Raw genomic sequence first — 21,887 nt, forward strand, 5'->3', positions numbered from 1 at the left:
GGCTGCTCCCCGAATTCGGTTCCGCGACAGTCGTTCGAGTAGCTTGACCGCTTGCAGGATGGTCGCCGCGGCGTCGGCGGTGGAGTGAAGGAGTTCTTGGTCCGATGGCCTCGGTGTCCCGATGACCCGTTCCGCTCGTACCCGCCCGGCCCGGAACAGGGTGCCGCGCGCGATCCGGCTGCCGCAGCTGCTCGCCGCGGCTGCCGAGGCGAATCCCGGCGGGGTGGCGGTGGTCGCCGCCGGGGCCGGGGCGAGCACGGAGCGGCTCACCTACGCCGAGCTGGACACGCGGTCGAGCCGGCTGGCCCGCTCGCTCATCGCGCGCGGGGTCGGCCCGGAGGACCTGGTCGTGATCGGCATCCGGCGCTCGGTGGCGTCGGTGCTCGCGGTGTGGGCGGTCGCGAAGACCGGGGCCGGCTTCGTTCCGGTGGATCCGAACTACCCGCCGGATCGGGTGCGGCACATGCTCACCGACTGCGGCGCCGCGCTCGGGCTCACCGTCTCGGCGGCGCGGCCGGGGCTCACCGACGACATCGGCTGGCTCACCCTGGACGACCCGGCGTTCCTGGCCGAGGTGGCGGGGTACTCGCCGGAGGCGGTCACGCACGGCGATCGGGTGCGGTTGCTGCGGGCCGGGCACCCGGCGTACGTCATCTACACCTCGGGATCGACCGGGCTGCCGAAGGGCGTGGTGGTGACCCAGGCCGGGCTGGCCGGGTTCTGCGCCGAGCAGCGCGAGCGGTACCGGGTGGAGCCGGACTCCCGGACGCTGCACTTCGCCTCGCCCTCGTTCGACGCCTCGGTGCTGGAGCTGCTGCTCGCGGTGGGTGGCGGGGCGACGATGGTGGTCGCCGACCCGGCCGTGTACGGCGGCGACGACCTGGCCCGGCTGCTGCGCCGGGAGCGGGTGACGCACGCCTTCGTCACCCCGGCCGCGCTGGCGTCGGTGGATCCGACGGGGTTGGACGAGCTGCGCGTGGTGGTCGCCGGGGGCGAAGCGTGCCCGCCGGAGCTGCTGCGCCGCTTGGCCTTCGGCGGCCGCGAGTTCTACAACGGCTACGGCCCCACCGAGACCACCATCATGACCAATATCAGCGCCCCGCTGCGCCCGGGCGAGGTCGTGACCATCGGCGGGCCGATCCGCGGGATCACCGAGTTCGTGCTGGACGAGCGGCTCGCGCCGATGCCGGGCGGGGTGGCCGGCGAGCTCTACATCACCGGCGCGCAGCTCGCGCGCGGGTATCACCGCAGGCCGGGGCTGACCGCGGCCCGCTTCGTGCCGAACCCGTTCGCGGCGGACGGCTCCCGCCTGTACCGGACCGGTGATCTGGTGCGGTCGCTCCCCGGTGGCGAGCTGCAGTATCTGGGCCGCAACGACTTCCAGGTCAAGATTCGCGGCTTCCGGATCGAGCTGGGTGAGATCGACGCGGTGCTCGCCGCCGACGAGTCGGTGGATCTGGCGGTCACCGTCGGGCACGAACACGGCGGCGGCACGGTGCTCGTCTCCTACGTGCACGCCGCCGATGGCGCGGTCATCGATGTCGACGCCCTGACCGAGCGGGCCCGCGCGCACCTGCCCGCGCACATGGTGCCCGCGGCGATCACGGTGCTCGATCGCATTCCGCTGACCCCGGTCGGCAAGCTGGACCGGGCCGCGCTACCCGCGCCGGTGCTGCGCGCCGCCGCCTACCGCGCCCCCACCACCCGGATGGAGGCGCTGGTCGCGGAGGCCTTCGCCGAGCTGCTCGCGCTCGAGCGGGCCGGTGCGGACGACGATTTCTTCGCGCTCGGCGGCAATTCGCTGATCGCCACCCGGCTCGCGGCCCGGCTGGGCGCGCGGCTCGACACCACGGTTCCCGCCCGGCTGGTGTTCGAGGGTTCCACGGTCGCCGGGCTGGCCGGGCGCCTGGCCGAGCTGGACGGCGCCGGGGCGCGGCCCGCGCTGACCGCGATGCCGCGGCCGGAGCGGATTCCGCTCTCCCCCGCGCAGCAGCGGATGTGGTTCCTGAACCAGTTCGACACCGCCTCGGTGACCGACACCATCCCGGTGGCGCTGCGGCTGTGCGGCGCGGTCGACACCGCCGCCGTGGCCGCGGCCTTCGCCGATGTGCTCGACCGGCACGAGGCGCTGCGCACCGTCTACCCGGACGGTCGGCAGGTGGTCCGGCAGCTCGCGGTCGACCTGACTCCGCGCCCGGTGGAGCCCGCGGAGCTGCCCGAGCGGTTGGTGGCACTCATGGGCGCGGGCTTCGACGTCACCACCGAGGTGCCGCTGCGCGCCGCGCTCTACGAGCTGGGTCCGGAGGAGTTCGTCTTCGCGCTGGTCCTGCACCACATCGCCGCCGACGGCGCCTCCATCGCCCCGCTGGTCCGCGACCTCAGCACCGCCTACCTCGCCCGCGCCACCGGCCGCGAACCCGCTTGGACCCCGCTGCCGGTCCAGTACGCCGACTACACCCTCTGGCAACGCGAACTCCTCGGCGCCGAGACCGACCCCGACTCCCTGGCCGCCGCCCAGCTCACCTACTGGCAGCACGCCCTGCGCGGCATCCCCGCCCGCCTCGACCTGCCCGCCGACCACCCCCGCCCCACCGTCGCCACCGGCCGCGGCGCCCGCCACACCTTCACCATCCCCGCCGCCACCTACCGCGCCGTCGAAGAACTCGCCCGCCGCCACAACGCCTCGGCCTTCATGGTCACCCACGCCGCCTTCGCCGTCCTGCTCGCCCGGCTCACCGGCACCCGCGACATCACCGTCGGCACCCCCGTCGCCGGCCGCGGCGAAGCCGCGCTCGACGACCTGGTCGGCATGTTCGTCAACACCCTGGTCCTGCGCACCCCCATCGACCCCGCCGAACCCTTCACCGACCTGCTCACCCGGGTCCGCGAAACCGACCTCGCCGCCTTCGCCAACGCCGAGCTGCCCTTCGAGCGCCTGGTCGAGGTCATCGACCCCGAACGCTCCGCCGCCCACCACCCCCTGTTCACCGTCGCCCTGTTCTTCCAGAACCTCGACCCCGTCGCCCTGGAACTCCCCGGCCTCACCGTGGCCGGGCTCGACGTCGACGGCGTCCGCGCCCGCTTCGACCTCCAGCTCACGATCACCCCGCGCGGCACCGATGCGGGCGCCGAATTCACCTATGCCGCTGATCTGTTCGAGCCGGCGACCGTCGCGGGCTTCGCCGACCGGCTGCTGCGGGTACTGGATGCGCTGATCGCCCGGCCGGAGACGCCGGTCGGCGACATCCCGCTGCTGACCGCCGACGAACGATCCGCGGTACCGCGCTCGGGCCCCGCCCTCGAACTCCCCGCCGGACAGCTGCTGGACGGGTACCGGCGTGCCGTCACCGCCCGGCCGGACGCGATCGCGGTCGTCTTCGAGGATCGCACCCTGACCTACGCCGAGTTCGACGCCGCCGTCAACCGGCTCGCCCGGCTCCTCGTCGCGCGCGGCGCCGGACCGGAAAAGGTTGTCGCGCTGTCGATCCGGCGCTCCCCGGAGCTGGTGATCGCCATCTACGCGGTACTCACCGCGGGCGCCGCCTACCTGCCGCTGGACCCCGAGCACCCGGCCGAGCGGATCGGCTACGTGCTCGACACCGCCCGCCCGCTCTGCCTCCTCACCACCGGCGCCGATCGGGTGCCGGTACCGGACGGGCTGCCGGTGCTGGAGCTGGACCGCATCGACCGCACCCACTACCCGGCGGGACCGCTCGACCGGCTGGGGCCGCACCCCGAACACCCGGCGTACATCCTGTTCACCTCCGGCTCCACCGGCCGGCCGAAGGGCGTCGCGGTGCCGCACCGCGCCATCCGGCAGCAGCTCTCCTGGATGCTGACCCGCTACCCGCTGCACCCGGGCGACCGCTACCTGCAGAAGACCGCCACCACGTTCGACGTCTCGCTCTGGGGCTGGCTGCTCCCGCTCGCCGCTGGCGCGCGCCTGGTGCTCGCCACCCCGGACGGGCACCGCGACCCGCGCTACCTGCTCGACACCATCGCCGCCAACGGCATCACGCACACCGACTTCGTGCCGTCCATGCTCACCGCCTTCGCCGCCGCGGCCGACCCCGCGACGGCCGGGCCGACGACGCTGCGCCAGGTGTTCGTGATCGGCGAGGCGCTGCCGCCGGAGACGGTGGCGGCGACCGCCGCCGCGCTCCCCGCCGAGATCCAGAACCTGTACGGCCCCACCGAGGCCGCGGTCTCGATCACCGGCTGGACCGCGCGGCCCGGCGCGCCGACGGTGCCGATCGGCACCCCGCAGGGCGGCAGCCGGGTGTCGGTGCTGGACGAGCGGCTGCACCCGGTCCCGGACGGCGTGGTCGGCGAGCTCTACCTGGCGGGCGGCCAGCTGGCCCGCGGCTACGTGGCCCGCCCCGACCTCACCGCCGACCGCTTCGTCGCCGACCCGTTCGGCCCGGCCGGTTCCCGCATGTACCGCACCGGCGACCTGGTGCGCTGGACCCGCGACGGCGCCGAACCGGTGCTCGAGTACCGGGGCCGGGCCGACTTCCAGGTGAAGTTCCGCGGCCTGCGCATCGAACTCGGCGAGATCGAGGCCGCGCTGCTGGCCGCGCCCGAGGTGGTGCAGGCGGCGGTGCTTCCGGTGCCGGTCGCGGGCGAGGATCAGCTGGTCGGCTACGTGGTCGCCGCCGCGGGCGCGCACCCCGACCCGGCCGCGCTGCGCGCCGGGCTCGCCGAGCGGCTGCCCGGCTACATGGTGCCCGCCGCCGTGCTCGTTCTCGCGGCGCTGCCGCTCAACAGCTCCGGCAAGCTGGACCGCGGGGCGCTGCCGGTCCCCGAGTTCACCGCGCGCGCCTTCACCCCGCCGAGCGGACCGGTGGAGGAGCTGGTCGCCGCCGCCTACGCGGAGGTGCTGCACGGCGCCAGGATCGGCCGCGACGACGACTTCTTCGCGCTCGGCGGCAACTCGCTGGCGGCCATGCGGGTGGCGGGGCGGATCGGCGCGGCGCTGCGGCGCCGGGTGCCGGTGGCGCTGCTCTTCGAGCTGCCGGTGGTCTCCGCGCTCGCGGCCAGGCTGGCCGTCGGCGGCGGGCGCCCCGCGCTCACCGCGAGCCCGCGCCCGGAGCGGATCCCGCTCTCCCCCGCGCAGCAGCGCATGTGGTTCCTCAACCGGTTCGACCCCGGCTCCACCGCCTACAACCTGCCGATCGCGGTGCGCTTCCGCGGCGACCTCGACGTCACCGCGCTGCGCGCCGCGCTCGCCGACCTGGTCGCCAGGCACGAAACGCTGCGCACCGTCTACCCGGAGACCGCGCAGGGGCCGGTGCAGACCGTGCTTCCCGCGGCCGTCGCGGTCCCCGACGTCGAGCTGCTCACCGTCGCCCCGGACGCGGTGGCCGATGCCGTGGCCGAGGTACTCGGCACGGTCTTCGACATCACCACCGAGGTACCGGTGCGGATGGCGGTGCTCGCGGCGGGCGGCGAGCACGTGCTGGCCGTCGTCGTGCACCACATCGCCGCCGACCGCTTCTCGCTCGGCCCGCTCACCCGCGACCTGGTGACCGCCTACCTCGCCAGGACCGGCGGCGCCGCACCCGCCCGGCCGCCACTGCCGGTGCAGTACGCCGACTACAGCCTGTGGCAGCGGGCGCTGCTCGGCAGCGAGGGCGACCCGGACGCCGCCGTCACCCGCCAGCTCGCCTTCTGGCGCACCGAGCTCGCCGGGCTGCCCGACCAGCTCGAGCTGCCCGCCGACCGCCCGCGCCCCGCCGTGCAGTCGCTCGCGGGCGGCACCGTCCCGGTACGCGTCGACGCCGCGACGCACCGCGCGCTGGCCGAGCTCGCCGCGGCGGGCGGCGCCACGCTCTTCATGCTGGTGCACACCGCGCTCGCGGTCTGGGCAGGCCGGGTGGCGGGCACCGACGACCTGGCCGTCGGCACCCCGGTCGCGGGCCGCGACGACGCCGCGCTCGACGACCTGATCGGCATGTTCGTCAACACCCTGGTCTTCCGCACCCGGCTGGAGCACGGACAGCCCTTCACCGAGCTGCTGAACCGGCAGCGCGACACCGACATCCGGGTCTTCGCGAACGCCGACGTGCCGTTCGAGCGGCTGGTCGAGGTGCTGAACCCGGCGCGCTCCACCGCCAGGCACCCGCTGTTCCAGCTCGGCCTCTCCTTCCAGAACCTCACCCCCGCCGTGCTGGAGCTGCCTGGCGTCACCGTCTCCTCGCTCGCCGTCGACACCGCCGTCTCCCAGTTCGACCTGCACTGGATCATCGCCGACGGCTACGACGCCACCGGCGAGCCGACGGGCATCGACGGCGTCCTCACCTACGCCACCGCGCTCTTCGACGAGGCGACCGCGCGCTGGTTCGCCGACGGCTTCACCCGCCTCCTGCGGGCCGTCGCCGCCGCACCGCACACCCCCGTCGGCGACCTGCCGCTGCTCGAGCCACACGAGCGGCACCGCCTGCTCGTGACGCGCAATGCCACCGCCCGCCCGCTCGACGCCGCGAGCACACTCGCCGACCTGCTCGACATCGGCGACCCGGAGGCCACCGCACTCGTCGGCCCGGACGGAACGGTGGTCGACTACCGCACGCTCGGCGCCCGGGTCGCGCGGCTGGCCAGGCACCTGATCGCGCTCGGCGTCGGCCCGGAGCGGCGGGTCGCGCTGGCGCTGCCGCGCGGCATCGACCTGGTGGTCGCCGTGTACGCGGTCACCGCGGCGGGCGGCGCCTACGTACCGCTCGACCCCGGCCAGCCCCTGCGCCGCGCCGAGCACGTGCTCGACCTGGCCGCGCCGGTCTGCGTGCTCACCGATCGCGACACCGGCTTCCGCTCCGGCGCGGCGCCGGTCGTGCTCATCGACGACCTCGACCTCACCGGCTACCCCGCCACGCCGGTGCGCGACGCCGAGCGGCGTGCCCCGCTGCGCCCGGCGAACACCGCCTACGTCATCTTCACCTCCGGCTCCACCGGGCTGCCGAAGGGCGTCGCGGTGCCGCACGCCGCGATCGTCAACCAGATGCTCTGGAAACGAACGGAATTCGGGCTGCTCCCGGACGACGTCGTGCTGCTGAAGACCGTCGCGACCTTCGACCTCTCGGTCTGGGAGTTCTTCTCGGCGACGGCCTGCGGCGGCACCCTGGTGATCGCCGAGCCGGAGGGGCACCGCGACCCGGCCTACCTGCTCGAGCTCATGGCGCGGGAACGGGTCACCACCCTGCACGCGGTGCCGTCGGTGCTGGAGGCGCTGCTCGCCGCGGCCGACGGGGCACTGCCCCCGTCGCTGCGCCGGGTGCTCGCCATCGGCGAGGCGCTGCCGCCGGCGACGGCCACGCGCTTCCGGCGGGCGAACTACGCCGAGCTGTACAACCTGTACGGCCCCACCGAGGCCGCGGTCTCCGTCACCGCCCAGCGGGTGACCGACACCGGCCGCGGCACCGTCGGCATCGGCGGGCCGGAGTGGAACTGCCGGGTCTACGTGCTGGACCGGCGGCTCCGCCCGGTCCCCGCCGGGGTGCCCGGTGAGCTGTACCTCGCGGGCGCGCAGCTGGCCCGCGGGTACGTGGCCCGCCCGCAGCTCACCGCGGACCGCTTCGTCGCCGACCCGTTCGGCGCATCCGGCACCCGCATGTACCGCACCGGCGACCTGGTCGCCTGGGCGCGCTCCGGCGACGGCCTGGAGTACCTCGGCCGCACCGACTTCCAGGTGCAGCTGCGCGGCTTCCGGATCGAGCTCGGCGAGGTCGAGACCGCGCTGGCCGGGCACCCCGCGGTCGCGCGGGCCGTCGCGCTGGTGCGCGCGCCCGACCGGCTCGTCGCCTACGTGGTGCCCGCCGCGGGCGCCGCCGTCGAGCCCGCCGAGCTGCGCGACCACCTCGCGGCGCGGCTGCCCTCGTACATGGTGCCCGCCGCGGTGGTGCCGCTGGACCGCCTCCCGCTCACCGTCAACGGCAAGCTGGATCGCGCCGCGCTCCCCGACCCGGTGTTCGCCGCGCTCGAATACCGCGCTCCCCGCACCGAAGTGGAGCGGCTGGTGTGCTCGGCCTTCGCCGCCGCCCTCGAGCTCGAGCGGGTCGGGCTGGACGACAACTTCTTCGAACGCGGCGGCACCTCACTGCGCGCCGTCTCCCTGGCCGGGCGCCTGGGACAACTGCTCGACCAGCCGGTGCCGGTGGCCTGGCTCTTCTCCGCCCCGACGCCCGCGGGGATGGCCGAGCGCGCCGGAGCGGGCGAGCCGCACCTCGACGCCGCCTTCGACCTGCTGCTCCCGCTGCGCCCGGCGGGCTCCGCCGAGCCGCTGTTCTGTTTCGCACCGGCGGGCGGCGTCGCGTGGTCCTTCGCCGGACTCGCCGCGCACCTGGATCGGGAGCGGCCGCTGTACGGGCTGCAGTCGCCCGCGCTCACCGGCGCCGCGCTGCCGGAGTCGCTGGCGGCGTGGGCCCGGCTCTGCGTGCGCGAGATCAGGGCCGTGCAGCCCGGCGGGCCGTACCACCTGCTCGGCTGGTCGCTGGGCGGCGTGCTCGCGCACGCCGTCGCCGTCGAGCTGCGGCGCGCGGACGCGGCGGTGGCGCTGCTCGGCATGCTGGACAGCTCGCTCGAGGTGCCCGCCGACCGCTCCGGCGCCCTCGCGCTCGCCGACCTGTTCGGCGGGCTGCTCGACCCGGGCGAAGCGGCCGCGGACTCCGCCGACCTCGCCGCACGGCTGGAGGGGCTGCCCGAGCCCTTCCCCTCGCTCGGCGCGGCCAGGCTCAGGCACATCGTCGACGCGGGGCTGCGCTCGCTCGACCTGATCGCCGCCTACCGGCCGGACCCCTTCGACGGCGACCTGGTCTACTTCACCGCCGCCGCGCACGACCCCGCCGAATCCAGGGGCGCCGACAGCTGGAGCGCCGCGGTCACCGGAACCGTGCACAACCACCCGCTCCCGGTCGACCACTGGCACATGACCGCGGCCGAGGTGCTCCCGGTGATCGCCGAGACGCTCGCCCTCGACCGCGCCCCGGTGGGCGTCACCGCGTCCTGAAGCCGGGGCTCAGGGCCCGGTCGAACCGGCAAATTCGCCATTCACCCCCGGCCCTGTACCGTCGCTGAGGACATCGCGGGCGAGAGAGTGTGGAGGGTGCGTGGGCGAGTCGATGACCTGGGTGCAGGCTTTGGTACTCGGGCTGGTGCAGGGGCTCACGGAGTTCCTGCCGGTCTCCTCGTCGGGGCATCTGCGGATCGTCTCGTCGGTCTTCTTCGGCGCGGACGCGGGCGCCTCCTTCACCGCCGTCACCCAGCTCGGCACCGAGGCCGCGGTGCTCGTCTACTTCGGCAAGGACATCGCGCGGATCATCGTGGCCTGGTTCGCCGGGGTCGGCGCACGGCTGCGCGGCAAGCGCGAGCCGGCCGAGCAGACGGTGCCGATCACCGACCAGGTGACCACGAAGCTCCCCGTCTACAACCCGAGCGACCCCGCGACCATGAAGCTCCCGGTGCTCACCGCCGCCGCCGACGCGCAGCGCGACCTCGACTACCGGATGGGCTGGTACGTCATCATCGGCACCATCCCGATCGGGCTGCTCGGCTTCCTCTTCAAGGACGAGATCCGCACCGGCGCCAGGAACCTGTGGCTGGTCGCGATCATGCTCATCGTCTTCGCGCTGGTGATCGCCGCCGGTGAGCACTTCGGGCGCAAGGAGCGGCCGCTCGCGCAGCTCAGCACCAGGGACGGCATCGTCATGGGGCTGGCCCAGTGCCTCGCGCTCGTCCCCGGCGTCTCCCGCTCCGGCGCCACCGCCACCGCGGGGCTCTTCCTCGGCCTGGAGCGCGCCGCCGCCGTCCGCTTCTCCTTCCTGCTCGCCATCCCCGCGGTCACCGCCTCCGGGCTGTTCAGCCTCCCGGACGCCTTCGAACCGGCGGGCGAGGGGCTCAACGCCTCCGGCACCCAGCTGCTCGTCGCCACGATCCTGGCCTTCTTCGTCGGCTACGCCTCGATCGCCTGGCTGCTCAAGTTCGTCGCCGACCACTCGTTCTACTGGTTCGTCGGCTACCGCGTCATCCTCGGCTTCGTCCTCATCGGATTGCTCGCCACCGGGGTCGTCGCCGCCACCTGAGCCCCCACCGGTAGCCTCGCGCCGAGCGGAGGAGGTCCGGGGTGGTCGCGAGCATCGCCATGGGCGTATTCCAGATCGCGGTGGTGATCGCGGCGCTCCGGGCACGCGGGAACGCGGTCGGGTGGTACACCCTCGCCGCCCTCGGGCTCACCCTGGGCACGCTGCCGCTGTTCCTGATCGTGACCCCGATAGCGCTCGGCTTCACCGCGCCGCTGGTCGCCTACCCGCTGCTGATCGTCGCGGACGCGCTGCTGGTGCTCTTCGCGCTGACCTTCATGGACGTCGGCGACAACGGGCCGCTGGTCCCGCTGCTCACCGAGCGCGAGGCGGCAGGCGAGCGGGGCCGTCGGCTCGGCCGGATCGGCTTCCGCGCCGGTATCGCCTATGTCGCCGTCCTGGTGGCGCTGATCGTCTGGACCGTCGGCACCCGCTAGCGACAACGAATCCCGCTCCCCCACAGCGGAGGGAGCGGGATTCGTTCATCCGCGGGCGAAGTCGGCCAGCAGCCCGGGCACCGCCGCGTCGAAACCGGCGACGTCGAGCATGCCGGCGTCGGACGGGTCCGCGATGCTGAAACCGGTCGCGGTCATGCCGACCACCACCAGCTTCGCGGCCGGGTTGACCTCGCGCCGGTACTGCTTCAGCGCCTGGAAGGGGTGCGTCTTCCCGGCCCAGGTCTCGTTGTCGGTGTACACGGAGAACACGTCGACCTCGAGGCCCGTGCGCAGCGCGTGCAGCATCGGCAGCGAGCAGTCGGTCGCGCCGAACGGCAGCTTCGCCGTGCCGGCGAGCACGTCGTCCAGCCGCTGCCGCGGCCCGATCCGCAGCGGCCGCAGCGCGGAGCCGTGCTGCCGGCGCTTCCCGGCGGCGGTGAAGCCGACGATGGTGTGCCGCTGCTCGGTGGCCGCGGTGACCATCGCGAGGGCGGCCGATGCCTCCCGCGCGGTGATCGGCAGCCCCGCGATCGTGGCCCCCATCGACCCGGAGACGTCGAGCGCGAGCAGGTGCCGCTTCCCGGTCGGCCGGACCGCGTCGAACGCCGCGTAGAACGCGGCGTCCAGCGCGTCGATCACCGGCCGCGACGGCTGCCAGCTGCCGCCGCCGCGCGCCCCGTGCCCGGAGGCGTAGGTGCGCAGCGCGACCAGCACCGAGATCGGGTGCACCCGGCCGCGGCGCAGCCGCTCGCCGGCGGTGAGCTGCGCGCACACCGCCGCCGTGCGGTCACCCAGCGGGTCGAGCAGGCCGAGCCGGGTCAGCCGCGGCAGCTGCCGCAGCAGCGCCGTCTGCGGAATCCCGTTGTCCAGCAGCGCCTCCCACACCGCGCGCTCGCCGAGCGCGTGGTCGGGCAGCATCTCCCAGGACAGCCGGTACTCGCGGACGAGGCCGGGCAGCGCGGCGACCGGAGCCGTCCGCGCCCGCTCGAACCCCTCGACGATCCGCAGCCCGTCCAGCGCGGGCTCGCGCCCGCAGATCCAGTCGAAGAGCCGCGTGCGGTCGTCCTCGGTGGTCAGCGGGTGCGCCAGCCGCAGCAGGTCGCGGTGCGACCAGCCCTCGCGCTGCCGGTACTTGACCGCCTGGAACGCGAGGTCGTCGACGGACTTGGCGGTGTACCAGTTCGCGACGCCGCGGCGCAGGCCGCGACCCCAGCCGCGGAACTGCTCGATGTAGCGCGCGAACAGGAACAGGTGCGTGCCCGTGCGCGCCACCAGCGGCAGTGCCTCCAGCGCGGTGCGCCGCCCGTCCACGTCGCCGAGCGAGGCCGCCGCGGCGAGCGCGAACAGCGCCGGGTTCTGCTTCGGCGCGCGGCCGGCGGTCGAGATCGCGACGATCTCGCGCACCAGGTCGTCGGTGCGCTCGCGCGCGAAGCTCAGCACGATTTCGGCGTTGTCCGCGGTCAGCTCGCCCGGGCTCACGTAGAAGGTGCCGCCGTCGGTGCCGAGGGTCAGGAAGCGGCGCAGCCGGACCTCGGGGGTCACCGCGAAGACGAAGCCACCCGCGGAGTTCGGCACCTGGTCCGGACGCGCCCGCTCGCCCTGTGGGGTCTTCCGGCGATTGATCTTCGACAGCACGTCCATTGTGGTTCCTCCTCCCGTGCGGTCACGGCGATCCGGGTGGGCGGTCGTGGTGTGCCGACCGACAAAGTGCTCTGCCAGCTGAGCTACGGGAGCACGCGCTCCCGGCAGGACTCGAACCTGCGACCGCTCCATTGAAAGTGGTAACCGTTCGACTCCGGCCCGCCCACCTCGGATTGCCTGGAATGAACTGTAGAGAACGGGCACCGGCCGCCGCCAACCATTTTCGCCACGGTCCGCGCCGTCCGGCACACCGGGGTCAGCGTGCGGGGCAGGCCGCAGCTGCGGCTCGCGCTCACCGTCGACGCGGACGGGCGCCGCTTCGACGCCGAGACCGTGCTGGTGGCGCCGCTGAGCGAGCTGTCGCTGCTGCGCCCCGGCGTGGTCCTCCTTCCACACCAGCACCGAGCAGTACCTGCCCGCCGCCGCGCTCGGCGAGGTCGGGGTCGGGTGCGCGGTGCGGGTGCACTACCTGCCCTCCGCCGAGCGGGAGGTAGTGGTGTCGCTGCTGGTCAGCGCGTAGTGGCGTGCACCAGGCGAATACCGGAGCCGATCGGGTGCGTGGTGTGTGACCCGTACTCGCGCAACAGGTCTCCGGCTGTGCGGTCCTCGATCCCGGCGAAGCCGAAGCCCTCGACCAGGGTGTGCACCTCGTCGGCGGTGAAGTAGCTGAGCCAGGGCTCGCCCGCGGCGGCGACCCGGTCGGCGCGGGCGCGCTGCTCGGCTGCGCTCTCCGGTGCGGGCGGGGCGGGGTAGTCGAAGACGAGGTCGGCGCGCTGACCGGCGATGAAGCCGAGGGTCTCGTCGATCGAGCCGCGGGTGAGGTAGACGACGACGCCGAGCCAGACGAAGATCGCCCCGGCCGTGCGGTCCAGCCCCGCGGCGGCGAGCCCGGCCGCGAGCGTCGACCGCTCGAAGTCGACCGGGGCGAAGGTCAGGGTCGGTGGTGGCTCGATTCCGGCCGCGCGCAGGCGGTTTCGCTTCCAGGACTGGGTGTCGGGGTGGTCCACCTCGAAGTAGCGGACGTCGGGGTGCTGGTTGCGGTAGGCGCTGGTGTCCAGCCCGGCGCCGAGGATCACCACCTGCCGGGTGCCGCGGGCGATCGCGGCGGCCACCCGATCGTCGGCGAAGCGGCTGCGGGCGGCGATGACGAGGCGGCGCACCCGGGCCACCTCGGGGTCGACGCCGTCGAACTCGCCCGCGGCCGCGCTGTCGCCGACGATGCGGCTCGCGAAGGGGTCGGTGAAGATGCGCGGATCGTCCAGCGCCTGGTGCTCGGCCCGCGCCAGGGCGACGGCCAGCGCGGTCCGGCTCGGTTGCCCGGTCTCCATCCCCCCACCTTACGAGCAGGCGGCGGTGAAGATCCGGTCCAGTTGCCGGTCGAGCAGCGCGACCGCCTCGGCCGCGGGCAGTTGCCCGAGCAGCACCCGGTACTGCAGCCCGTCGGCGGCGGCGAGCAGGAGGGCGGCCTCGGCGGCGGCGTCGATCCGCGCCTCGGCTTCGCCCAGCGCGACGGCGTGCGTCAGCAGCTCCGTGACCAGCGCGGTCAGCGCCGGTGGGGCGTCCCGCGCCACGGCGGCGAGCGCGGGCTCGGTGAGGAAGCGGACGAAGTAGGCCGCGTACACGGTGTGCCTGCTCCGGCGCTCCTCGTCCAACGGCAGCATCTCCAGCACGACGCCGCGGACCACCGCGCGCAGGCCGGGATCCGGGCCGAGCGCGGCGAGCCGCTCCTTCGCGGTCGCCTCGGCGTCGGCATTGAGGAGCTCGAGCGCGCCGAGCAGCATCTGGTCCCTGGTGCCGAAGTAATACTGCAGCAGCCGCACCGACACCCCGGCCTCGGCGGCCACCTGGCGCAGCGTGACCTGCTCCAGGCCACCGCGGGCGGCCAGCCGCCACACGGCCTCCGCGATCTGGCGGCGGCGCAGGTCGTGATCGGCCAGGCGGGGCATGGTGCGATCGTATCAACGATGTTATGGTTCGATCGAACCAACAAAATGCCGCCGCGGGGTGGCGGGAGGAGGGCACGATGCGTGCGGTCATCGCCCTTGTGCTCGGAATGGTGCTGCTCGTACTGGGCGCGCAGGGGGCCGTCCGGCTACTCGCCGACCACGACAATGCGGGGTTGCTGAGCCGGCTACCCGGCGAGTTCGCCGTGCGGCTGGTCGTCTACGTCGCGGTGGCGGTCGTCGGCGCCGCGCTGGCCGGGCGGGGCAGCCGGGCGCTGCGGCCCTGATCAAGGCTTCTTCCGGCCGGGGAGCGGGTGCGGGAGGAAGCCGTCGGCGAAGTAGAGCAGCGAGCCGCAGTCGTCGCAGCGGTAGGCGTGCTGCTGGTCGACCTGCTGGCCGAGCTCGCTCGGGGCATCGGACAGGAACCCGGTGTGGCCGGTGACGAAGCCGATCTGCCCGAGGTAGCGGCGCGGCCGCTCGCACCACAGGCAGTCCAGGTCGATCCGGGCCACCCGGCGCTCGATCTCGGCCGCGCGCTCGGCGATCCGCCGCACCGCCTGCCGCAGGTAGTACTGCCCCTCGGAGACGGTGATCCGGCTCGGCTCGCTCCACGGCGCCTCGTACCCGCTGTCCAACGCGGTGCGCAGGTGCGCGAACTCGGCCGCCGAAGCGGGCACGACCCGGCTGCCCCGGAAGCCGCCATCTACCCGAAAGGTGACCTCGGCGCGCGAGATCCCCTGCGGCAGGCCGTCGTACAGCCTGACCCGCCGCGGATCCCGCGCATCCGGGGTGTACTCGATCCCATGCTTCGCCACGCTGGCCACGCTAGCGCCGCCCGGTGACCACCACGGTAATTCCTGGGGTATACGAACAGTGCCGTTCTTGGATACCGTGACGGCACCGTTCGACGGAAGGACATCCGATGCCAGCTCCACGCAGGGCAGCACTCCTCGTGCTCGCCGTATTACTCGGCGCCGCAGTACTTCTCGTTCCCACCGCGCCCGCCTCGGCGAGCGGGATCGTGCGCTGGGAGAACCGGGTCAGCGACCGCATCCTGGATATCGGGATCTCCTCGCCGAACCTGGAGGGGCCGGACTGGTCGGTCAAGGTGGTGCGGCTGCTGCTGCCGCCGGGCTGGTCCAAGGACGCGAACCGCACCTGGCCGACGATCTGGGTGCTGCACGGCGGTTTCGACGACCACAAGTCGTGGAGTGATAAAGGGGATCTGACGACGCTGACCGCGGGCAAGGACGCGATCTTCGTACTGCCCGAGACCAGCTGGTGCAGCGCGTACTCGGACTGGCGGAACAACGGCAACGGCGGCCCCCCGGCCTGGGAGAAGTACCTGCTCGGCGATGTGCGGACGGTACTGGAGTCCACCTACAGGGCCAATACGACGCGCGCCGTCGCGGGGAATTCCATGGGCGGGCTCGGCGCGATGAAGTTCGCGGCGAAGAACCAGGGGTTCTTCCGGTCGGCGGCGTCGTTCAGCGGGAACGTGGACCCGCTGCACGAGTCCGGCGCGCCGGGCGACCCCGACCTGCCGGGGCAGGGGTGCGCCGCGGACTGGAAGCGGGTGTGGGGCGAGCTGCCCGCGCAGCGCGACGTCTGGCAGGCGAACAACCCGTACAGCCAGGTCGCCCGGCTCACCGGCATCCCGCTCTTCGTCTCCTACGGCAAGGGCGACGCGGTCGAGGAGAAGGTGTACGAGCAGAACTACCGCTTCGTCGACGCGCTCCAGGACGCACACGCCCAGGTCGACGAGCGCTACGTGTCGGGTCAGGGCCACAACTGGAACGCCTGGAAGATCCAGATGGGCGATGCGCTGCCCATGCTCCTGTCCTCGGTCGGCGCCTGATCACGGGTCGACGCCCGCGACGGCGTCCGGGTTGGCGGCGTCGCGGACGATGCGCAACGCCTGCACCAGGCCCGCCAGCTGCTCCGGGGTGAGCAGCCCGGTGAACCAGCGCTCGACGGCGGCCAGGTACTCGGGGAGCACCTCGGTGAGGGTGCGGGCACCGGCGTCGGTGAGCACGGCGTGCGCGGCGCGGCGGTCGGCCTGGTCGAGCACCCGCTCGACCAGGCCGTTGCGGACCAGCCGGTCGACCAGCCTGGTGGCGCCGCTGGTGGAGAGCGAGACCTGCACCGCCAGGTCGGTCATCCGCAGCCGTCGCTCCGGCGACCGGCTGAGCCGCATGAGCGCGTTCAGGTCGAGTCCGGAGAGCCCGCCCGCCCTCCAAGTCGGCTCCAGCCGCGCCACCAGCCCGTCGTGCGCCTCGAACAGCAGCCCCATGGCGGTGAGCCGGGGGTCATCGAACAGCGACATGCCCCGAACCTACCAGATACTTGCTGTGCGGATAGTTGACGCGCGGAATATCTCGGGGTACACCTGGAGCGGTGAACACTTCCGCAGTATGGCTCGCCGGATTCCGCGGCGGCCTGATCAGTCCGCACGAGCAGATCCGGCTGGCCGAGCCGCTCACCTTCGCCGACGTCACGGTGCGCCAGACCCTCCGAATCGCCGGCGGCGGCAGCCGGTTCCGGGTGCGGATCAGCAACCGGTTCGGCCGCACGGCGCTCACCGTCGGCGCGGCCCGGGTGGGCGAGCACGCGCTGCTCTTCGACGGCGCCTCGACGGTCACCATTCCGTCGGGAGCCGAACTAGTCAGCGACGCAGTCGATCTCGCGGTCGAACCGGGCACTGATCTGGTCGTGAGCCTGTACCTGCCGGAGCCGACCGGTCCCGCGACGGCGGCCTCCCAGCCCGGGCAGACCGCGCTCGTCGCGCCCGGCGACCGCACCGCCGACGCCGACCTCCCGGCCGCCGAACCGCTCCCGTACCGGGTCTTCCTGGACGCCGTCGACGTCTTCGCCGAGCCGCAGCCGGTACTCGCCGCCTTCGGCGACTCCTGGTTCGAGGGCGTCGGCACCACGCCGGACGCCAACCTGCGCAGCGTCGACGTGCTCAACCGGGAACTCGCCCGGGGCTGGGCGGTGAATCTCGGCATCGCCGGAAACCGCCTGCTGCGCAGCGAGGTCGGGCCGAGCGCGCTGGACCGCTTCGAGCACGACGTGCTCGCCCTCCCCGGCGTCTCCCGGGTGCTGGTGAACTTCGGCATCAACGACCTCATCCTCGGCGGCTACACCGGGGAGCAACCACCCGCCGCAGGCGCGATGATCGCCGGCTACACCGAACTCGCGCGCCGCGCGCACGATGCCGGGCTGTCGATCCACGCCGCCACCATCGGCCCCTTCGCCGGCTGCGAGTACCCGAATCTCACCGTGGACGCGGGCATTCCGATCCGCCACGAGGTCAACGAATGGCTGCGCACCACGACGGTCTTCGACTCGGTCGCCGACGTCGCGCGGACCGTCGAGGATCCCGCGCGCCCAGACCACCTCGCCCCCGAGCTCGACAGCGGCGACTGCATGCACCTCAACAATGCCGGCGCCCACCTCATGGCCCTCGAGTTCCTGGCCGCCCTACCGACCGCGGTGCACTGAACGCGTGCCCCGCCGCTCACCACGCCGTGGACACCTGTCCGCGACTGGGTAATGTCGATCATCCCAGCACAGGAGGATCGATGGTCAGCTTCTTCACACCGGACGGCGACGCGGTGATCCCGGAGCCGATCGCGCGCAGCGGCTGGGGCGGCGGCCACCTCGGCGGCCCCGGCGTGTGCGGGCTGATGGCGCGGGACGTCGAGCGGCACTGCCCGGAGGGGTTCGTGCCCGCCCGGATGACGGCCGACCTGTTCCGCCCGGTGCGGGACCGGCCGATCACCGTGCGGAGCGAGGTGGTGCGCTCGGGCAGGCGGATCACCGTCGCGGATGCCTGCATCGTGCAGGACGGCGAGGTGCGCGCCCGCTCGACCGTGGTCTTCCTGAGCACCGGCGCCGAGCCGCCGGGGCAGCTCTGGCGCCCGGAGCGCGAGCTGCCGGTGCCGCCGGTCGGCATCGTGCCGCCCGAGGGCGGGCGGCCGCTGTTCCGCAGCGGCGAGCGCGAGTGGTCCCGCGAGTACGGCGACCACCAGAACGCCGACCGGAAGATCTCCTGGCACGCCATGCCCGCGCTGGTCGCCGGGGAGAAGCTGACCCCGTTCCAGCACGCCGCCATGGTCGGCGACACCGCCAACCACATCTGCCACTGGGGTTCGGCAGGCGCGGGCTACATCAACGCCGACATGACGCTGACGCTCTCCCGGCTGCCGATCGGCTTCGAGCTCGGGCTGCGCGCGGCGGACTCGCTCGCCGCCGACGGCGTCTCCATCGGCACCGCGACGATGTACGACCGCAGCGGCCCGCTCGGCACCTGCGTGGTGACCTCGCTGTCCAACGCGGACAAGCTGATCGACTACACCGCGCCGCGGCGCTGACCGGCGCGGGACACAACCGGATTCAGTTGTGCCAGTTGTCATCTCGGTTACCGATAGTTTCGGACCGAGTGCGCTTCGGGCTGCCGGAGCGGCCCGCAGCGGATACCCTGGAGGGGTGACCAGACGGATTATCCGAGCCGGTTCGGCGGTGGCGATCACCGCGTTCCTGGCAGTGGGGTGTGGCGATGGGTCCGGGGGGCTGCCCGATCCGCAGTTCCTGCTCCGCGGCGCGACCGCGGCCAGCGCGGCGGTGACCAGTGCACACGTGGAGATGAGCAGCGAGGGCAGCCTCTCCGGGTTCAGCGCCAGGGAGCTGAACGCGGATGTCAGAGCGCGCGGCAAGAGCGGTCCGGGAGCCTCCGTGGGGACGGCCGAGGTCGCCGGCGCCACGCTGGCCTTCGTCGAACAGGAGGGCAGGTTCTACTCGCGCGGCGCGGACGGGCGGTACAGCGCGGCGCAGCTGCCCGGCGGCGCGGCGCTGCCGCGGCCGTCGGAGCTGCTCGATCCCGAGCGCGGGCTGGCGAAGCTGCTCGGCGGGCTGCGCGATGTGCGCACCGAGGTGCGGGAGGAGCACGAGGGGGTGCTCTCCTTCCGGGTGGCCGGGACGGTGCCGCGGGCCGACGCCGCGGTCTGGCTGCCGGGCACCGCGGGCGATCCGAGACTGACGGTGTGGTTCGCGGCGCAGGGCAGGCACCTGCCGGTCGGCACCCGGCTCGCCACCGTCAACGACACCGGGGAGCCGGTCACCATCGACTTCGCGCTGAGCGAGCTGAACGAGAAGGTGCAGATCCCGGCGGTCGACTGAGCGCGCGGCCCCCGCCCGGCGGGGGCCGCTCCGGCAGCTCAGCGCCCGACCCGCAGGGCGGCCACGACCGCGGCGACCTCACCGGCCACCTCGGCCCGCAACTCCCACTCGTCGGGCTCGTCGCGTCGGCGCACCGTCAGCCGCACCTGGTCACCGGGCACGACGAAGCGCCGGAACCGCAGGCCGCGCGCCTCGCGCAACCGCAGCAGCGGCTCCGCCGCCGTCGCCCGGATCAACGCGATCCCGCTCTCCAACAGCAGCATTCCGGGCAGCGTCGGGTAGCGCGGGAAGTGCGCGGTGAACACCGGCAGCGTGCCGGTGACGTTCAGCACCGCGGTGCCGCACTCCCCCGGCCGCACGATCTCGACCGCGTCGAAGGCGGGCGCACCGTAGGTCGCCGCCGCCGTCACGACGCGCTCCGCACCGGCGCGTCCAGCGGGCCGGCGCCGAGCAGGATCCCCGCGGTCCGCGCGGTCTCCGCCGGGTCGTCGAAGCGGTCGGCGTCGACGAAGGCGCACATGATCCGGCGGGCGACCAGGATCGGCTCGCCGTCCACCCGCACCGTGCCGTCCACGCTCGCCGTGCGGGATCCCGCCTGGGTCACCTCGACCTCCAGCTGCAGCACGGCGCCGCGCCCGGCATCGCGCAGCACCGACACCTCGGCGATGTTCAGCAGCGCGGCCCGCTTCCGGTGCTCCGAGCTGAGCAGCACCAGCCAGGCGCCTGCCTGGCACAGCGCCTCCAGCACGATGCCCGCGGGCAGCACCGGCCCGGCCGCCGACGGCTGCCAGTAGTCCTCGTACACCGAGGTCGCCTTACGAGCGCGCAGCGTCCGCATCGGCTCCCACGACTCGATGCGATCGATCAGCTGGAACTTCACGGCGCCTCCGCCCCGAGCAGCGCCCGGAGCCGCTCCGCCAGCTCCGGTGGTGCCGAGTCGGCGACGCGGGCGATTGATTCCGGCCCGGATAGCAGCTCCGCGGCGGATGCGAGTACGGCGGGATCCAGCTCGGCCAGACAGCCGCGGAGCTGGGCGGCGGTCGCGATGTCCAGCATGCCGGCGAGGGTGGGGTGGTCGGCGGCGGTCACGAGTTCGCGCGCCACCTCGACGGCGAGTGGCACCGGGAGCGCGGCGATCACCGCGCCGGAGCGCGCCAGATCCAGGTACGTCGCCACCCGGGCCAGGTACTGCGGGGTGAGCCGCTGGGCCACCGCGGCGGCCCTGGCCGGCTCCATCACCGCCGCCAGGTGCGCGGTCATCAGCGGGCTGTCGTTGCGGGTCGCGACCTTGGCCGCTATCTGCGGCGGTACCAGCCGGGTCGCGGCGGCGACCGAGCTCAGCCCGGCCTCCTCGGTGATGCCGAAGATACGGTCCGACACCAGGATTCGCAGCGCGGCGAGGTCGGCGGCGGGAACGTCGGTGAGGTAGCCGATGCGCTCGGCGGTGACCCCGAGCAGCCGGGCCAGCGCGGTGACCGCGGCCCGCCGGACGGCCGGTGTGTCGTTCACCGCCCCACCGCCCGCCGGATCGCCGGGCGGAGGAATGCGGGGATGGCATCGAGCGCGTCCTCCGCGGCGCTGGTCAGCTCCTCGATCCGCCGCGCGCAGGCGGCGTCGACCAGCTCGGCGAGGTCGGCCCGGTGCGCCGCGGGCAGCGCGGCGACACCGGCGGGCAGCGGCGCGGCGAAGAGGCCGGGCAACCGGTCCTCCGGCACAACGGGATCTTCGGATTGCGTCAACACGACCTCCACGGCGACAGGGCAGCGCTACATCCGCATCCACACCGATGCGGAACGGGGACAGGGGTTTTCGGACGATCCGAGCTGAGGAGCGGACCACCGTGGTCCGACGGCCGGAGCGTAACACGGCGCGCCGGGAGCCGCCCGAAGATCGGGTTCACCGAGCGGTCACTCGGTAAATGCAATTCTCGGGCAATTCGGGCAGCGCGCTGGACCGTCGCGAATGAATTGCGCGGTCGACGCCCGGAGGACTGGATAGCTCGTGGTGTGCGGCGTGGCCGTTTCGGCCATCCGAATGCAAATAGTCGCCCGTCCAGTTCTGTGCATTTTCACATGCTTGCCGAGACCTGTTGACGCTGAAGCGCTCTCGATCTAATCTCGAACCCGGCACCCGGCCGGTCGGCATGTTGCGAGGATTGGGAATCCTCCGTGCCGGCAGTTGTGAAATTCGACATCGCTGTCGAAGGGTGATCCCGGTACTCGTCGTCGCCGACGAGGTTGCATACTCTCCTTGGCTACCCGCGCTACGCAGTATCGCTGCGCTGATGCGGGGAAAGGTCGGTCAATCATGTCTGTCGACGTATCCATCCGCGACGATATCGCCGAATTCCTGCGTGCCCATTACGACGTCGATCTGGACGTCGTCTCGCCCGATTCGACGCTGGATGACCTCGGCCTCGATTCCCTCGGCGTCCTCTCGGTCGCCGATCTCATCGAGAACAAGTACGGCATCTCGCTGGACGACGAGCGAATCGCGTCGGTGCGCACCTTCACCGATCTCATGGGGCTGATCCGGCTCAAGGCCGCCGAAGCCTCCTGATCGGCGCGTCCTCCTTTCCTCGCGTTTCCGCACAGCCCCGGTCACCGATCCGAAAA

18 protein-coding genes and 1 tRNA gene are annotated in these 21,887 nt (G+C 73.3%); 9 read left to right on the forward strand and 10 right to left on the reverse strand.

Annotated features, from left to right (window positions below):
• The first annotated feature begins 121 nt into the window (after nucleotides 1-121).
• From LTT61_RS02865 to LTT61_RS02875, 3 genes are all read left to right on the forward strand, one after another.
• On the forward strand, nucleotides 122-9,001 hold the full coding sequence (locus tag LTT61_RS02865) for a non-ribosomal peptide synthetase (RefSeq protein WP_233018356.1): 8,880 nt from the start codon (nucleotides 122-124) through the stop codon (nucleotides 8,999-9,001).
• Nucleotides 9,002-9,113: 112 nt separating this feature from the next.
• On the forward strand, nucleotides 9,114-10,073 hold the full coding sequence (locus tag LTT61_RS02870) for an undecaprenyl-diphosphate phosphatase (protein WP_332909265.1): 960 nt from the start codon (nucleotides 9,114-9,116) through the stop codon (nucleotides 10,071-10,073).
• A 41-nt stretch (nucleotides 10,074-10,114) separates the two neighbouring features.
• Nucleotides 10,115-10,507, forward strand: coding sequence for a hypothetical protein (locus LTT61_RS02875; protein ID WP_233018358.1), 393 nt, complete (start codon nucleotides 10,115-10,117; stop codon nucleotides 10,505-10,507).
• Between the two features lie 45 nt (nucleotides 10,508-10,552).
• On the opposite strand, the gene LTT61_RS02880 is transcribed toward LTT61_RS02875, so the two are convergent.
• The 4 genes from LTT61_RS02880 to LTT61_RS02895 all read right to left on the reverse strand — a co-directional run bounded on the left by LTT61_RS02880 (nucleotide 10,553) and on the right by LTT61_RS02895 (nucleotide 14,094).
• On the reverse strand, nucleotides 10,553-12,148 hold the full coding sequence (locus tag LTT61_RS02880; RefSeq protein ID WP_233018359.1) for a TROVE domain-containing protein: 1,596 nt from the start codon (nucleotides 12,146-12,148) through the stop codon (nucleotides 10,553-10,555).
• 99 nt (nucleotides 12,149-12,247) lie between these two features.
• Nucleotides 12,248-12,307: transfer RNA gene (locus LTT61_RS02885), tRNA-Glu, on the reverse strand.
• Nucleotides 12,308-12,657: 350 nt separating this feature from the next.
• Nucleotides 12,658-13,476, reverse strand: a complete 819-nt coding sequence (locus tag LTT61_RS02890) for a class I SAM-dependent methyltransferase (protein WP_233018360.1) — start codon at nucleotides 13,474-13,476, stop codon at nucleotides 12,658-12,660.
• Between the two features lie 9 nt (nucleotides 13,477-13,485).
• On the reverse strand, nucleotides 13,486-14,094 hold the full coding sequence (locus LTT61_RS02895) for a TetR/AcrR family transcriptional regulator (RefSeq protein WP_233018361.1): 609 nt from the start codon (nucleotides 14,092-14,094) through the stop codon (nucleotides 13,486-13,488).
• A 77-nt stretch (nucleotides 14,095-14,171) separates the two neighbouring features.
• Here LTT61_RS02895 and LTT61_RS02900 point away from each other — a divergent pair, with 77 nt between their 5' ends.
• Entirely contained in the window at nucleotides 14,172-14,378 is a 207-nt protein-coding gene (locus tag LTT61_RS02900; RefSeq protein WP_233018362.1) for a hypothetical protein, read from the forward strand.
• Here the strand turns inward: LTT61_RS02900 and LTT61_RS02905 are convergent, their stop codons facing one another.
• Nucleotides 14,379-14,906, reverse strand: a complete 528-nt coding sequence (locus tag LTT61_RS02905; RefSeq protein ID WP_233018363.1) for a hypothetical protein — start codon at nucleotides 14,904-14,906, stop codon at nucleotides 14,379-14,381. It lies immediately after the preceding gene.
• 107 nt (nucleotides 14,907-15,013) lie between these two features.
• Here LTT61_RS02905 and LTT61_RS02910 point away from each other — a divergent pair, with 107 nt between their 5' ends.
• Nucleotides 15,014-15,949: an alpha/beta hydrolase gene (locus LTT61_RS02910; RefSeq protein WP_233018364.1), complete on the forward strand. Its 936-nt coding sequence runs from the start codon at nucleotides 15,014-15,016 to the stop codon at nucleotides 15,947-15,949.
• On the opposite strand, the gene LTT61_RS02915 is transcribed toward LTT61_RS02910, so the two are convergent.
• Nucleotides 15,950-16,417 carry a MarR family winged helix-turn-helix transcriptional regulator gene (locus tag LTT61_RS02915; protein ID WP_233018365.1) on the reverse strand — a complete coding sequence of 156 codons (468 nt, stop codon included), beginning with the start codon at nucleotides 16,415-16,417 and terminating at the stop codon, nucleotides 15,950-15,952.
• A 71-nt stretch (nucleotides 16,418-16,488) separates the two neighbouring features.
• On the opposite strand from LTT61_RS02915, the gene LTT61_RS02920 reads away from it, so the two are divergent.
• The 3 genes from LTT61_RS02920 (at nucleotide 16,489) to LTT61_RS02930 (ending at nucleotide 19,272) form a co-directional block, all read left to right on the forward strand.
• Nucleotides 16,489-17,595 carry a GDSL-type esterase/lipase family protein gene (locus LTT61_RS02920; protein WP_233018366.1) on the forward strand — a complete coding sequence of 369 codons (1,107 nt, stop codon included), beginning with the start codon at nucleotides 16,489-16,491 and terminating at the stop codon, nucleotides 17,593-17,595.
• Between the two features lie 80 nt (nucleotides 17,596-17,675).
• Complete coding sequence (locus LTT61_RS02925; RefSeq protein WP_233018367.1) at nucleotides 17,676-18,467, forward strand: acyl-CoA thioesterase domain-containing protein; 792 nt, start codon at nucleotides 17,676-17,678, stop codon at nucleotides 18,465-18,467.
• Nucleotides 18,468-18,582: 115 nt separating this feature from the next.
• Complete coding sequence (locus LTT61_RS02930; RefSeq protein WP_233018368.1) at nucleotides 18,583-19,272, forward strand: LppX_LprAFG lipoprotein; 690 nt, start codon at nucleotides 18,583-18,585, stop codon at nucleotides 19,270-19,272.
• Between the two features lie 38 nt (nucleotides 19,273-19,310).
• On the opposite strand, the gene LTT61_RS02935 is transcribed toward LTT61_RS02930, so the two are convergent.
• The 4 genes from LTT61_RS02935 to LTT61_RS02950 are packed head-to-tail and all read right to left on the reverse strand — an operon-like array spanning nucleotide 19,311 to nucleotide 21,011.
• Nucleotides 19,311-19,682 carry a 3-hydroxyacyl-ACP dehydratase FabZ family protein gene (locus LTT61_RS02935; protein WP_233018369.1) on the reverse strand — a complete coding sequence of 124 codons (372 nt, stop codon included), beginning with the start codon at nucleotides 19,680-19,682 and terminating at the stop codon, nucleotides 19,311-19,313.
• Nucleotides 19,679-20,152, reverse strand: a complete 474-nt coding sequence (locus tag LTT61_RS02940; protein WP_233018370.1) for a hypothetical protein — start codon at nucleotides 20,150-20,152, stop codon at nucleotides 19,679-19,681. The genes LTT61_RS02935 and LTT61_RS02940 overlap by 4 nt, the downstream gene beginning before the upstream one ends.
• The gene (locus LTT61_RS02945; protein WP_233018371.1) at nucleotides 20,149-20,781 is read right to left on the reverse strand and encodes a hypothetical protein; all 633 of its coding nucleotides are present in this window, start codon (nucleotides 20,779-20,781) and stop codon (nucleotides 20,149-20,151) included. Before LTT61_RS02945 ends, LTT61_RS02940 begins: the two co-directional genes overlap by 4 nt.
• Nucleotides 20,778-21,011, reverse strand: coding sequence for a hypothetical protein (locus tag LTT61_RS02950; protein ID WP_233018372.1), 234 nt, complete (start codon nucleotides 21,009-21,011; stop codon nucleotides 20,778-20,780). Before LTT61_RS02950 ends, LTT61_RS02945 begins: the two co-directional genes overlap by 4 nt.
• Nucleotides 21,012-21,579: 568 nt before the next feature.
• On the opposite strand from LTT61_RS02950, the gene LTT61_RS02955 reads away from it, so the two are divergent.
• Entirely contained in the window at nucleotides 21,580-21,831 is a 252-nt protein-coding gene (locus LTT61_RS02955) for an acyl carrier protein (protein ID WP_233018373.1), read from the forward strand.
• Nucleotides 21,832-21,887: the final 56 nt, after the last annotated feature.

The sequence above is a fragment of the Nocardia asteroides genome, assembly GCF_021183625.1.
In the GTDB taxonomy this organism is placed as follows: Bacteria; Actinomycetota; Actinomycetes; order Mycobacteriales; family Mycobacteriaceae; genus Nocardia; species Nocardia asteroides_A.